The organism is Aeromonas sp. CU5, from assembly GCF_002586745.1.
Taxonomy (GTDB): Bacteria; Pseudomonadota; Gammaproteobacteria; order Enterobacterales; family Aeromonadaceae; genus Aeromonas; species Aeromonas sobria.
Genome location: NZ_CP023817.1, coordinates 3291160 through 3303669 on the forward strand (window position 1 = coordinate 3291160; position 12510 = coordinate 3303669).

At 59.4% G+C, this 12510-nt stretch carries 12 protein-coding genes and 4 tRNA genes; 5 read left to right on the top strand and 11 right to left on the bottom strand.

Annotated features, from left to right (window positions below):
- Positions 1 to 86 precede the first annotated feature (86 nt).
- Positions 87 to 683 (top strand): trans-aconitate 2-methyltransferase, encoded by a 597-nt coding sequence (locus CK911_RS14655; protein ID WP_098970856.1) that lies wholly within the window; start codon positions 87 to 89, stop codon positions 681 to 683.
- Between the two features lie 143 nt (positions 684 to 826).
- Here CK911_RS14655 and CK911_RS14660 read toward each other — a convergent pair whose 3' ends face one another.
- Entirely contained in the window at positions 827 to 1282 is a 456-nt protein-coding gene (locus CK911_RS14660) for a hypothetical protein (protein WP_098972695.1), read from the bottom strand.
- A gap of 432 nt (positions 1283 to 1714) precedes the next feature.
- Here CK911_RS14660 and CK911_RS14665 point away from each other — a divergent pair, with 432 nt between their 5' ends.
- A complete protein-coding gene (locus CK911_RS14665) occupies positions 1715 to 2407 on the top strand; it encodes a B3/4 domain-containing protein (RefSeq protein WP_098970858.1) in 693 nt (230 codons plus the stop codon).
- Between the two features lie 73 nt (positions 2408 to 2480).
- Here the strand turns inward: CK911_RS14665 and CK911_RS14670 are convergent, their stop codons facing one another.
- The 6 genes from CK911_RS14670 to plsY all read right to left on the bottom strand — a co-directional run bounded on the left by CK911_RS14670 (position 2481) and on the right by plsY (position 4842).
- On the bottom strand, positions 2481 to 3653 hold the full coding sequence (locus CK911_RS14670; protein ID WP_042019533.1) for a nucleoside recognition domain-containing protein: 1173 nt from the start codon (positions 3651 to 3653) through the stop codon (positions 2481 to 2483).
- A 104-nt stretch (positions 3654 to 3757) separates the two neighbouring features.
- Positions 3758 to 3833 (bottom strand) — tRNA-Asn (locus tag CK911_RS14675).
- A gap of 8 nt (positions 3834 to 3841) precedes the next feature.
- A tRNA-Phe gene (locus tag CK911_RS14680) sits at positions 3842 to 3917 on the bottom strand.
- Between the two features lie 11 nt (positions 3918 to 3928).
- Positions 3929 to 4004: transfer RNA gene (locus CK911_RS14685), tRNA-Thr, on the bottom strand.
- Positions 4005 to 4056: 52 nt separating this feature from the next.
- Positions 4057 to 4132: transfer RNA gene (locus CK911_RS14690), tRNA-Phe, on the bottom strand.
- 47 nt (positions 4133 to 4179) lie between these two features.
- On the bottom strand, positions 4180 to 4842 hold the full coding sequence (gene plsY / locus CK911_RS14695) for a glycerol-3-phosphate 1-O-acyltransferase PlsY (RefSeq protein WP_098970860.1): 663 nt from the start codon (positions 4840 to 4842) through the stop codon (positions 4180 to 4182).
- A gap of 156 nt (positions 4843 to 4998) precedes the next feature.
- On the opposite strand from plsY, the gene folB reads away from it, so the two are divergent.
- The 3 genes from folB to CK911_RS14710 all read left to right on the top strand — a co-directional run bounded on the left by folB (position 4999) and on the right by CK911_RS14710 (position 6467).
- A complete protein-coding gene (folB, locus tag CK911_RS14700) occupies positions 4999 to 5370 on the top strand; it encodes a dihydroneopterin aldolase (protein WP_042019536.1) in 372 nt (123 codons plus the stop codon).
- Positions 5370 to 5879: a 2-amino-4-hydroxy-6-hydroxymethyldihydropteridine diphosphokinase gene (gene folK, locus CK911_RS14705; RefSeq protein WP_098970863.1), complete on the top strand. Its 510-nt coding sequence runs from the start codon at positions 5370 to 5372 to the stop codon at positions 5877 to 5879. The genes folB and folK overlap by 1 nt, the downstream gene beginning before the upstream one ends.
- A gap of 99 nt (positions 5880 to 5978) precedes the next feature.
- Positions 5979 to 6467: a YbaK/EbsC family protein gene (locus CK911_RS14710; protein WP_098970865.1), complete on the top strand. Its 489-nt coding sequence runs from the start codon at positions 5979 to 5981 to the stop codon at positions 6465 to 6467.
- Here CK911_RS14710 and mdtD read toward each other — a convergent pair.
- The 4 genes from mdtD to CK911_RS14730 all read right to left on the bottom strand — a co-directional run bounded on the left by mdtD (position 6439) and on the right by CK911_RS14730 (position 12279).
- A complete protein-coding gene (gene mdtD, locus CK911_RS14715) occupies positions 6439 to 7851 on the bottom strand; it encodes a multidrug transporter subunit MdtD (protein WP_098970867.1) in 1413 nt (470 codons plus the stop codon). The two genes, CK911_RS14710 and mdtD, sit on opposite strands and share 29 nt — an antisense overlap.
- 85 nt (positions 7852 to 7936) lie before the next feature.
- A complete protein-coding gene (locus CK911_RS14720; RefSeq protein WP_172954026.1) occupies positions 7937 to 9064 on the bottom strand; it encodes a GTP-binding protein in 1128 nt (375 codons plus the stop codon).
- Positions 9065 to 9135: 71 nt separating this feature from the next.
- Positions 9136 to 10530, bottom strand: coding sequence for a D-arabinono-1,4-lactone oxidase (locus CK911_RS14725; protein WP_098970869.1), 1395 nt, complete (start codon positions 10528 to 10530; stop codon positions 9136 to 9138).
- A gap of 162 nt (positions 10531 to 10692) precedes the next feature.
- A complete protein-coding gene (locus CK911_RS14730) occupies positions 10693 to 12279 on the bottom strand; it encodes an EAL domain-containing protein (RefSeq protein ID WP_098970871.1) in 1587 nt (528 codons plus the stop codon).
- Positions 12280 to 12510: the final 231 nt, after the last annotated feature.

The window sequence follows — 12510 nt, forward strand, 5'->3', positions numbered from 1 at the left end:
TTTCACAGTTCATTATTCTGGGTAAATATCAATAATGTTACACTCTCGACAGAGTGAAATGTTGACCAGCGAAAAATAATGAGAGCATGATGATACTGAGCAATCAAGGGCTGTCTTACGATATAATTGCGGAAGGCTTCGCTGAAATGAGAGATTCTTTTTATACGGAGGAAAAATACATTGATCTGTTAATAAATAATATTCATGCAGGTGCACATATTTTAGATGTCGGTTGTGGCTCCGGTTTTCCGATTGCCAACTACTTGGTTGAAAAAGGTTTTCAGGTCACAGGCATTGATGGTTCACGAGAGCTGCTAAATATCGCCAAAAAAAAATGTCCGAAGATGCGTGGTATTTATGGCGATGTGCGTTTTACGCCATTCAATGAGCATGTTGATGCTATTGTTGAATGGTGGTGTCTGTTTCACCTCCCTCAGAATGATCATGAACTCATGATTTCACGTTTTGAAAAGTGGTTAAAGCCGGGTGGGGTTGTTCAGTTCACAAGTGGTGACAGTGACTATCAAGGCACCGACAGTAATATGTTAAATCAAGAGCTGCATTTCTATAGCTTGGCTCCAGTAGCTTACGAAGTGCTACTTAAAAAATACGGTTTTAAACTTTTACTAAAAGAAAGTGACCAAGAACATCATCTAGTTTGGCTAGCGAAAAAGGCAACCTGAGATAACTTATTTCAATAAGACAAAACTCAGAGCACAGCAGAAGCCCGCTGGTTAAGCGAGCGGGTTAATCCACAGAAATTGCCACCCGAAATAAAACGCAACATGACAATCATTGGTTGCCGTTTTTTATTGCTCACCGCCGTTCAGGCGCTGGCATTGAGCAGCTTGCCAACCCCCTCCCCCTTGCCATTGGGCAGGGTCTGTTTAAAGGCACCGAGCAGCTGATCGAGGTTGAGATTGCTGGCACCGAAGGAATCCTTGAGAGTATTGAGCTCGCGTTGCAGCGCATCAAAGCGGGTGCTCTGGGTGCCGTTGGCCAGCTGGCTGCGAGCGCTGTCGATGGCGGCAGGGAGGGATTGACTGCCATTCTCCTGCCCCAGGGTCTGCATCAACTCCCCCATAAAGTGGTTGATGGCCGGGCGATTTTGCTCGTTGTCGGCATCCTTGATGCCGAGCCGCTGGAACAGGTTCTGGACGGTCGGTGCCAGGCGATCCTCCTGCACGGTTTGTTGCACCGGCTGGGGTTTGCTACTGCTGCTGAGCAACTGGCTGCCCAGCTTGAGGGCGATCGAGGCAAGGGGAAGCAGGGTACTGATCATGATATCTCTCCGCGACGGCAGCCCTTGGTGGTGTTGCAAAGAGATGTGCATAAGCGGGGCCAGAACGAAGAAAAAAACGCCAACCATAGCCAACTCATTGAGCCGCCGAACGATTTGAATGGCCGCCTCATGCTTGGGCATGACAACTGCGGCTATCAGGAGGGAGCCGGGCGGCCAGCGGCTGCCGCTACGGATCAGCGCGGCAAAGGGCATTGCCGGAGCAAACCGGAAGCGACGGAATTTCCTTATCCTCCACTCCCGCCAGCCCCTCGATTACGCCATTTTTCATTCATGAAGCTTATGACTATTAAGATTATGTAAATTTTCTTATTTAACATATTCACGCATGATGGCTCTCAAACCGAATTTGCCGTTGCCGCTATGCTGGTCGACAGCCGCCCTCCCCCTGCCTCTTTCGATTCTGGAGTCGTTATGTCCCTGATTACCCCCCATATCTCCCCCGAAGTCAGCCAACTGGCCCCCGGCTTTCGCGCCCTGAGCATCACGGTGCAGGCCGCCGCCGTGGTTGACCCGAACGTGGGAGCGCGCGCCCTTGATGAAGCCTGCAGCGCCATGCTGACCGCCGATGTGCCGTGGGCAGAGGCACACCTCGCCGCTTGGGGCGAGCTGTTCAGAAAGTTCGGCGCCAAGCCGCAGCGGACTCCCTGCTCCGTCGAAGCCCTGAGAAAACGGGTCGCCCGCGATGGCAACCTGCCGGCCATCGACCCCGTGGTCGATCTCTACAACGCCATCAGCATTCGCTATGCCATTCCGGTCGGGGGCGAAAACCTGCTTGCTTATGAAGGGCAACCGCGACTGGTGGTGGCCGATGGCAGCGAGCAGTTCGATACCATGAAAGGGGGCGAGCCCGCCCACGAACCGGTTGAGCCCGGCGAGGTGGTCTGGCGGGATGACAAGGGGGTCACCTGTCGACGCTGGAACTGGCGGCAGGGTGTGCGTACCCGACTAAGTATCGATTCGAGCCAGATGTGGTTCATTCTGGAGAGCCTGCCCGAAATGCCGCTTGCCGTCTTGCAAGAGGCAGGAGATAGGCTGATTGCAGGACTGCGGGAGATGATGCCGGAGGCGGTGATCACGCAGTGCCTCATCGGCCATATCGAATAAACCGGAGACCAGACGAGTTTCGTCAGCAGATACAGAGAGGGGCGCCGCAGCGCCCCTCTCTCTTTCACTCTACTCAGCCCAGCAGCATATAGAGCTGGTGCGCCGCCACACCGGCACTCAAGCCGCCGATGGTGTGGGCAACGATGGCGCGGGAGGTGAGGTGGCGATAGCCGAGGGCATCCAGCATGGCGGTGTGGGTGCTCAAAAAGCCGCTCCAGCACATCCCCATGGCGGTAAACACCGCGACCTCGTTACCAGTGATCCACCCCTTGGCAATAAAGGGCGGCACCAGCGACATGGCGGCACCGACCGCACCGAGCGAGGTGGCCGGGAAGGCGACCAGCTCCGGCTGCTTGAAACCAAACAGCAGGTCAAACAGCCAGCTCACCTTGGCAGCCAGCACCGGCAGCAGGGCAACTCCCTGAAACGCTTCGCCGGTATACCCCTTGTCGCCCGGGCCGAAGGTCAACAGCATCACGAAGGTACTGATGATCAGCACCCCGGGGATCACCGCCATCCCCAGCTCCACGCCGGATTTGCCGCCATCGAGCAGTGAGTTGAGGATCCGCAGCCAGCCGGGAGCGGCCTCTTTGGTCACCCCTACTTTGGGGCCGTTGCCTGCAGGCTGGTCATCGATCAGTACTTCCCCCACTAAGGGGCGGATCATCCGCTGCATCAGTCGGGTAGAGACCACCGAGCCAACCAGTGCGCCGAGCAGGCCGATCAGCGCCGCACTGGCAGTGGATTCACCGCTCGGCAGTTGCAGAGTGGCCATAAAGGTCACCACGATCAGCCCCATGCCAAAGGCGGTGCCGAAGTTGGTGAGCGACACCAGCTGCCAGGGGGTGAAGCCTTTGCGAAAGCGGCTGTCCTTGGCGAGGCTGATCACCGCCGGGTTGTCGGAGAAGAAGGTCATCAGGGCAGCCAGCGCGGTGCGACCCGGCAAACGGAACACCGGCTTCATCAGGGGGGCCAGCAGCACCTCTAGCAGGCGGATCACCCCGAACTCGCTGAGCAGCTGGCTCAGGGCACCGGAAAGCACCGTGATCCCCATGATAAAGAGCACGGTATTGAGCAACAGCTGGTGGGCGGTATTGAACAGGGTGTTGACCATGGCCGAGAGACCCATCTGGCTACCGAGGTAACCGAACAGGCTGCCGAGAATAAGCAGCACCAGCACGGGTTCCAGCCAGTCCCGAATGGCGGCAAGTCGCCCCTTTGACTCTATAACTACATGATTTTCCATATCTATCCTGCGGTTCATCTGTGCGTGTGTGGTTGTTTTTATGGTTATAAACGGGCTTGGCCCAATAAAAAAAAGCCCTTGTCTTGCGACAAGGGCTTTTTAAATGGCTCCTCCTACTGGACTTGAACCAGTGACATACGGATTAACAGTCCGCCGTTCTACCGACTGAACTAAGGAGGAATTGTACTTGGTGCCCAGAGACGGAATCGAACCGCCGACACGGGGATTTTCAATCCCCTGCTCTACCGACTGAGCTATCTGGGCAAATCTATAAATGGTGCCGGCTACCGGAATCGAACTGGTGACCTACTGATTACAAGTCAGTTGCTCTGCCTACTGAGCTAAGCCGGCACACTTTAAACTATTGTGCATGAACAAATTTTTATTTCATGGCACCAAATCTTGGTGCCCAGAGACGGAATCGAACCGCCGACACGGGGATTTTCAATCCCCTGCTCTACCGACTGAGCTATCTGGGCGTGGGCGCTATTAAACGGATTTTAAGGCTGATGGTCAACGGGAAATTTCACTTTTTGTTTCGTTCGTCTTTTTTTTGCGCAACATCGCTCATTTTTGCCACTTCCTCGGCGCAGTTGCCGGATTTTCGCCCCCATAGTCGGGGTTCCTCCCCCTTTAACAGGCGGGAGATGTTCTCGTGATGGCGGATCAGAATGAGGCAAGAGAGCAAAGAGACCGGCAGGGTGTACTCAGGTTTGAGCAGGTAGGTAAAGAGCGGACTCAGTAACACCGTGATGATCGAGGCCAGCGAGGAGTAGCCGCTGACCAGCAGCACCAGCAGCCAGGTGCCGATAACGGCGCCTCCCATGGTAAAGCCGAGCGGCATCATGGTACCCAGTGCCGTGGCCACTCCCTTGCCGCCGCGAAAGTGAAAGAAGAGGGGATACATATGACCAAGGCAGGCGGCGACCCCGATAAAGCCGAGGTAGACGGGTTTGATTTGCAGATACCAGGCGAGATAGACGGGCACCGTGCCCTTGAGCACATCGAGCAGCAGCACCACCAGCGCAGCAACTCGACCACCGAGGCGCAGCACATTGGTTGCCCCCGGATTGTGGGAGCCATGATCCCGCGGGTCGGGCAGACCGCTACAACGGGAGACCAGCACAGCACTGGATAGTGAACCACCCAGGTAGGCCAGAATAATCATCAAAATCGTCAGGGCCGTCATCTTGGTCGTTTTTACCACGATATGAATGGGGTATGATGCCGCCACACACGCTGGCATGGGTCCTTGCCCAACCTGAGCGCGCCGGCAAGCCTGTTGCCCGGCCAGCATCCCTGCGCTGTTATCACAGCCCATCAAGAGTAAAGAAGAAGTACAGTCATGGACAAGGTGTTTATTCGCGGACTCGAGGTTTTGACCACTATCGGTGTATATGAGTGGGAGAAGGGCATTCGCCAGAAGCTTCGCTTTGACCTCGAGATGGGGTTCGACAACCGCCCCGCAGCAGCAACTGACGATATCAAGCTGGCATTGGATTATGCCGACCTCTCCAACAAGATTTGTGAGCATGTCACCGGCAAGGTGGTCGAGCTGGTCGAGACCATGGCCGAACAGGTCGCCATGCTGGTGCTGGATGACGAGCGGGTGCAGTGGGTCAAGGTGACCCTCACCAAACCGGGCGCCGTCCCCAATGCCGCTGGTGTCGGCGTCGAGATCCTGCGCCATCGTACCCCGGCCGCGAGCAGCAACTGATGACCACCATCTATATCAGCCTGGGTTCCAACATCGAGCGGGATCGCCATATCCGCGCCGGACTCGATGCCCTGCACGCCGAATTTGGCGAGCTGCGAGTCTCCCGGGTATTCGAGAGCGAGGCGGTTGGCTTCAACGGCCGCCCCTTCTACAACCTGGTAGCGGCTGCCGAGACCGACCTGCCGCTGGCCACCGTCTGCCAGCGACTGCGGGCCATGGAGTTCGCCCACGGCCGCGAGCCGGATGCCAAGAAGTTCGCCCCGCGCACCCTGGATCTCGATCTGCTGCTCTATGGCGAGCTGGTCTGCGACACCCCGCTGGTGCTGCCGCGCGGTGAAGTGCTCACCAACGCCTTCGTGCTGTGGCCGCTGGCCGAGCTGGCCCCCGCGCTGCGCCACCCCGTCGATGGCCGCACCATGGGCGAGCTGTGGCAGTCCTATGACAAGGCCTCCCAGCAGCTGTGCCCCATTCCCTTTCACTGGGAAGCGTGCGAACTGCAGCATCACTGATCGACAAGGGCGCCTCACGGCGCCCTTGTCGTTTATAGCGAAATAAGAGGGCCCGGCCCTGCGAGGCTGGCAGGATAGCGCCCACTACAGGAGAACCCCATGCCACTCGATACCATTCACCACTTCAACTGCCAGCTGCTGGCCGAACTGCCCCACCAGCGCTATGAGCACGAGCCGATCCTAGACTACGCCACCGACGAACGGGTCAAGGCCAGCCTCGGCTGGCAGGCGGAGTTCAGCAAGACCCTGTTTCTCAAGTTCAAGGATGGCCGCTTCGCCCTGCTGCTGACCCACAGGGATGGCCGACTCGACAACAAGGCGGTCAAAGCTGCGCTCGGTGCCAAGCCCTTCATCTGTACCGCCGAGGAGATGCAGACGGCGATCGGCTGTCTGCCGGGGGCGGTCTGTCCCTTCCTGCCGCGCGCCGATATTCCGCTACTGGTGGATCCGCAACTGCTCAGCCACGCCGCCTTCACCTGGACCCCGGGCCACCCGGAGCAGACCTTTCTGCTGGCGACCGAGCATCTGGCGGAAGTGCTGGCGCAGCTCCCCTGCGAAGTCAGCTATCTGCCCGCGCCGACGGCGTAGCGCCATCGCGCGCCAGCTGGGCGAAGATCAACGCCGCCAGCATGGAGAGCAGCCCGACACAGAGGTAGGTAAGGTGGAACCCGGCCAGCCACTGACCGTTTGCCGCTGAGGTGCCTGCCGAGAAGAGCCCCAGCAGGCTGGCGGCAATCGCCACCCCCAAACTCATGGAGAGCTGCATCACCACCGAGAGCAGACCGTTGCCACTGCTGGCCAGGGTCGGGCTGAGATCTTGTAGCGTGAGAGTGTTCATGGCGGAGAACTGCAGCGAGTTGATGGCGCCAAAGATTGCCAGCCAGCCCAGCAAGACCCCGTAGGGGAGCTGGTTGTCGATAAAGTAGAAACTGGCGATCATGGCGCCCAGAGCCAAAGTGTTGCCGATCAGAATGCGGCGATAGCCCACCTTGGGGATAAGCTTGTTCACCAGCGTCTTGGTCAGCATGGCGCCAATCACTGTGGGGATCATGGTCATCCCCGCCTTGCTCGGCGAGAAGCCGAGCCCCAGTTGCAAGAAGAGCGGGGTGAGAAATGGCATGGAACCGCTGCCGAGGCGGGCAAACAGGTTGCCCCAGATGCCGATGGCGAAGCTGGATGTTTTGAACAGCTTCAAGCTAAAGAGCGGCTGCTCCGCATTGGCAGCATAGAGCCAGTAACTCGCCATCGCCGCCAGCCCGAAGATCAGCGCAAACAGCGCCCAACCGGTAGCGATGCTGTGCTCCCCCAGCCCTTGCAAACCGACCGACACCAGCACCATGCCGACACTGAACATCACGAACCCTTGCCAGTCGAACCGGGCAATCTGCTGCCGCAGCTCCGGCATAAAGTGCCAGCTGGCGATAAAGCCGAGCAGCCCCACCGGCAGGTTGATAAGAAATACCCAATGCCAGCTCGCCACTTCCACCAGCCAGCCACCGAGCGCCGGCCCCATCAGCGGGCCGAGCAGCCCCGGGATGGTGACAAACGACATCACCCGCAACAGCTCGTGCTTGTCATAGACCCGCAGCACCGCCAACCGCCCCACCGGCATCAGCAGAGCGCCGCCAATCCCCTGCAACACACGGGCCGCCACCAACATGGGAAGGGAGTTGGAGGCGGCGCAGGCGAGCGAGCCGAGCGTGAAGAGCGAGATGGCGGCCAGATAGATGCGGCGGGTACCGAACCTGTCCGCCAGCCAGCCGGAGGCCGGGATCAGCAGTGCCACCGTCAGCATGTAGGCGATGATCACCGACTGCATCTGCAGCGGGCTCTCCCCCAAGGTTTCGGCCATGCTGGGCAGGGCGGTGTTGAGGATGGTGCCATCCAGCGCCTGCATAAAGAAACCGACCGCTGCCAGCAGGGGCAGCCACTTGCGCTGGGCGGGAGTCACCCTCTGTGAATGTTCTGACATAACCGCCACCCTCCTCTCTCGCATCGCTTGCATAAAAAGAGACCCGCACTCGTTGGGTTGCAACGGGGCGGGTCACGTTGGCCTGTCAGGCGTCCGGTTGGCCGAGCATGGCTTTGAGCCGCTCTTCCAGGGTGGGCTCGGGGGCCTTGAGGGTCTCCATAAAGAGACGCTCTATTCCCTCCTTGTCCTGACTTTTCACGATAAACACCAGCCGGGACTGGGCCTTGCCCTCCGGCCAGTCTCCCAATGCCTGCAGCGGATAGAGCTGACCGTGGACGCCGTGGATCACCACCGGCTGACTCTCCCCTTCCAGCTGCAAGATCCCCTTGAGCCGCAGCAGGGCATCGCCATATTGGGCCTGCACCGCATCGATGGCAGCCAGCAGGCGAGAGGGCTTGAGCGGCTCGCCGATACGCAGGGAGAAACTTTCGATATTGCCGTGCTCGAAGTGGGTGGGCGCCGCGGTGCCCACCTTGGCAGCGAACGGCTGCATCTTTGGCTGCATCGGCGAAGCTAGTCCCTGCTTCGGAGATTCAGTGCGCAGCCAGGCCAGCAGCTGGCGCACGTCGCGCCCGGCAGCCTCGTTGTAGGCGCCAAGCTTCTCCAGCACCGCTGGCGACAGTTCGCCATTGGTCACCCGCTCGATGGGGGCCGCCGGGTTGAGGGCCGCCAGCTGGGTTTCGACCCGGGCCAGCTGCTCGCCGTCCACCAGATCCCCCTTGCTCACCACCAGCAGGTCCGCCAGCGCCACCTGCTTCACCGCCTCATACTGGACCGCCAACTGCTGCTCGATATGACCGGTATCCACCACGGTGACGGTGCCATCAAAGCGGTAGCGCTGGGCGATAAAGCCCTCTTCGCGCAGGGTAAAGAGCACGGGGGCCGGATCGGCCAGCCCGGTGGTCTCGATAATCAGCCGCTTGAACGGTTTGATCTTGCGCTGGATGGCCTTCATAAACAGCCCCTGCAGCGCCTCCACCAGAGAGCCCTGCACCGAGCAGCAAATGCAGCCGGAGTCGAGCAGCATCACCTGCTCGTCCACCTGCTGCACCAGATGGTGATCCAGCCCCACCGAGCCGAACTCGTTGATCAGCACGGCGCACTCGCCGAGCTCAGGCTGCTTGACCCAGTGGTTGAGCAAGGTGGTCTTGCCGCTGCCGAGAAAGCCGGTCAGCAGGGTTACGGGGATCCTGGTGTCTTGCATATCGGTCATATCGATGATTCCCCTCGGTTCGGCAGGGTGATGAGTACGCGGGTATCTTGCATCTCGGTCATGTCAGATCCTTACCGGTTGGCAAACAGGTCGCTGAGCCAGCGGTTTTCAAAGCGGCCGTGGGGGTCGAGCTCGGCTTTCAACGCCACAAAGTCGTTCCAGCGCGGCAGCAGGGCCGGGAAGTCATAGAGGTCCATCGCCAGATGCTTGCCAAAGTGGGGGATGCCGCCAAGCGGCGCCAGCAGTTGCTGCAGCTCGCGCATCTGCTCCATGGAGCCGTTGACGAAGGTGCCGTCCGCCGCCAGATAGACCAGAAATCCGATCCAGCAGACCGGCTGGCCATAAGCGGCACTGAGCCAGGCCTCGGAAGGGCCGGTGCAACGCAGGATAAAGGGGTAGTGCAACACGCCCGGGTTGGCCTGCTGCCACGCTTGCAGGGTCTCCAGCGCCTCGTTCATGCGATGAAGCGGTACCGCCACCTCGCAGTTGATCTGGGGTGCCGGGATCCCCTTGCAGAGGATCTGGTAAACGTTGCCCACCAGATCGGAGGCATCCTTGAAGCGGCGCACCGTCTCGAAGTGCTCCCCCGCCAGCGCCTCATCCTTGGTGTCTTTCGCCATCTTCTGCAAGGTGGCATCAATGGTGGCATTCATGCGGGCGTCGATATCGCCCTCCAGCAGCAGCGGCTCGCTGCCGCCAGCCCGGTAGCGGGCCACCTCGTCATCGGAGGCGGGATCCACCAGCCAGATGTGACTCTCGCCGGTCCAGGCGAACCACCAGCTCTTCACAAAGCCGTGCTCGCGGTTGAGCCGCTCGTTGTGTTCCAGCAGGAAGGGATAGTCGGTAGTGAACTTGGTGCAGCGCATGATGCGGTTGGGCACGGTGCGCAGGGTGACGTCGAGCAGGATGCCGAGCATCCCCATCCCCATCACGAAGGCGCCGAAGCGCGGGTCAGTGCGATCGACCCGGACGATCTCGCCACTGGCCAGCATCACAGTCATGGCCTCCACCGCATCGCAGAGGGCTGACTGGTGCAGCCCCTGACCGTGGGTGCCGGTGCTGAGCGCACCGCCCAGGGTCTGGATGCCGATGACACCGGGGGATGCGGGCAGCATCCGCTCCATGGCGATCAACTCGGCATAGACGGTATCGAGCGGCGTCCCCGCCTGATAGGTCACGGTATCTGCGGTCTGCGCCAACTGGCCGCGCAGGTGGTGCAAGTCCACCAGTAGCGCCTGACTGCCCTCGGCATAGACGCTGTGAATGGGTTCGAAAGAGAGGCCGGAGCCGATAAGGCGCAACTTGCGCTCGGGGTGTTCCCGCAGCAGCGCTTGCAGCTGGTCGCGGGTTTTCGGGCGCCACACCTGATCCAGCGCCCCGAGGGGATTGGTTCTCGACCAGTTGAACAGCACCTCCCGATTACCGATCGCCTTGATGCTGTGAAATGCCTGGAACTGAACCGTCATACCGCGCCTCATCTTTTACTGACGTCAAAATGAGCGCCGATTCTACCGAAAAGCGAGCCACAAGGCATGGAAAACAAGCCCCTGCACTCGAGGAGGGATAGGGAGAGAGCACTCCCCCACCCTTACTGACGGGAGCTTTGCCGCACATCTGTCACCGATAGATCAGGTCGCGTTCGGGATGCTCCGCACCCCATCTGGCTGCCGGGTCTGTGCCTCTTCTGGCAGCAGCTCCTCGCAGAACTGGCGCAGCGGCATGGGACGGGCGAACAGGTAGCCCTGCAGATAGTCGACCCCCTTGGCCCTAAGATAATCCGCCTGACGCTCGCTCTCCACCCCTTCCGCCACCAGCGCCAGACCGAGCCGGGTCGCCAGATCGATCACATTGTCCACGATATGTTCCGAGAGCGACTCGGTACCGATGCGGGCGATAAAGGATTTGTCGATCTTGAGGTAATCCACATGAAACTGCTGCAGGTAAGCCAGGCTGGAGTGGCCGGTGCCAAAGTCGTCGATGGCGAGTTTGACCCCCATCTCGTCCAGCTGGCGGAACAGGGAGAGGGTCTGGGGATCTGACATCAGCAGCTCCCGCTCGGTCAGCTCCAGCACCAGTACCACCTTGCCGGGGACGAAGTGGCCGAGGAAAGCGCGACACTCGGCCAGCAGGGCAAAGTCGTGGCAATGGGCGGCGCTGATGTTGAAGCTGAGATGAAAACCGTCAGGCAGTTGCTCCTGTACCCGGCTTAACTGACTCGCCACGCGGTGCATGATCTGGTTGGTCATGGGAACGATCAACCCCGACTCTTCCGCTTGCGGGATAAACAGATCGGGGCGGATCATTCCCTCGGTCGCATGTTGCCAGCGCATCAGTACCTCTGCCCCTGTCATACGGCCGCCATTACTGGCAACCAGCGGTTGCAGATAGGGGACAAACTCCCTGGCCCGCAGGGCTCGGCGCAGCTCGTCACTTGGTGAGCCGGGACGCCCCAGAATCCACCACACAGACCAAGACAACAAGAAAGAAGACACCCCCAGCCACAACAACGCCATACGCCGTGCCTCCCACACCGACTGCCAGTAACGCGGTAGGGAGTAACCGGCATGAATGGTGAAGGGATAGTGCGATGAGCTTAACGCCAAGCCGGTGCTGCGGTGCAGTTTGGGCGGGTCACTCAGATAGCGGCCCGACTCATCAAGGCGGGCCGACCCTACCTGCAAAAACAGCTCGCTGGATTGGCCACTCAGGGAGAGCATAAAACTGAGCTGGGTGCTGTCGATGGCACTCAAGGCCGCATCCCTGCCCTGCTCGGTGCGCACCACCAGCAGCGGGTGATTCTGCCGCACCCGATTGCCACTCATCAGCAGCAGCTTGCGCCCGGTATAGATGGAGCCGTCGTCAGCATCATTGGCCTCACCAAACAGCGAGGTGCAGTTGATGATGCCATCGCGAACCAGATTGACCGAACGCAAGAAGGGCTCGAGCGCAACCTTGGTCCGCAGGACTAACTTATTCTCGGCGCAAGGGGCTTTGACCAGCGGCAATACCTCCCGATTGGCCTGCTCCGCATGATCCAGCATTGCCTCCAGCAGGGCTCTGGCCTTGTGGGCCGAGGCGCTGGAGTCCGCTTTCAAATCCTGAACATAATTGCTGTTGATGATCCAGCTCCCCGCCAACAGTGGCAGGGCAAACACCAGCAAGGTGGCACCGAAACGTAACCGGGTTTGGGAGAGATCTAGCCTGAACAGAAACATAATGAACCACGCCGCAATTCGTCAGGCCTGCCCAAAGCAAGCACCCAGTGAACAGATATCCACTTTCCCCTCGATAACGATGCCCCATCATTACCGCTCATAACCTAACAAAATAACGCAAAGTGTTTATAAAACGAACCACAAAACAGGTGATTGACCTTCTCGAGCAGGAACCTGTAAGTCCCTCTCAAGAAAGACGACAAATAACACACAAATAAATAATGCCGCGTA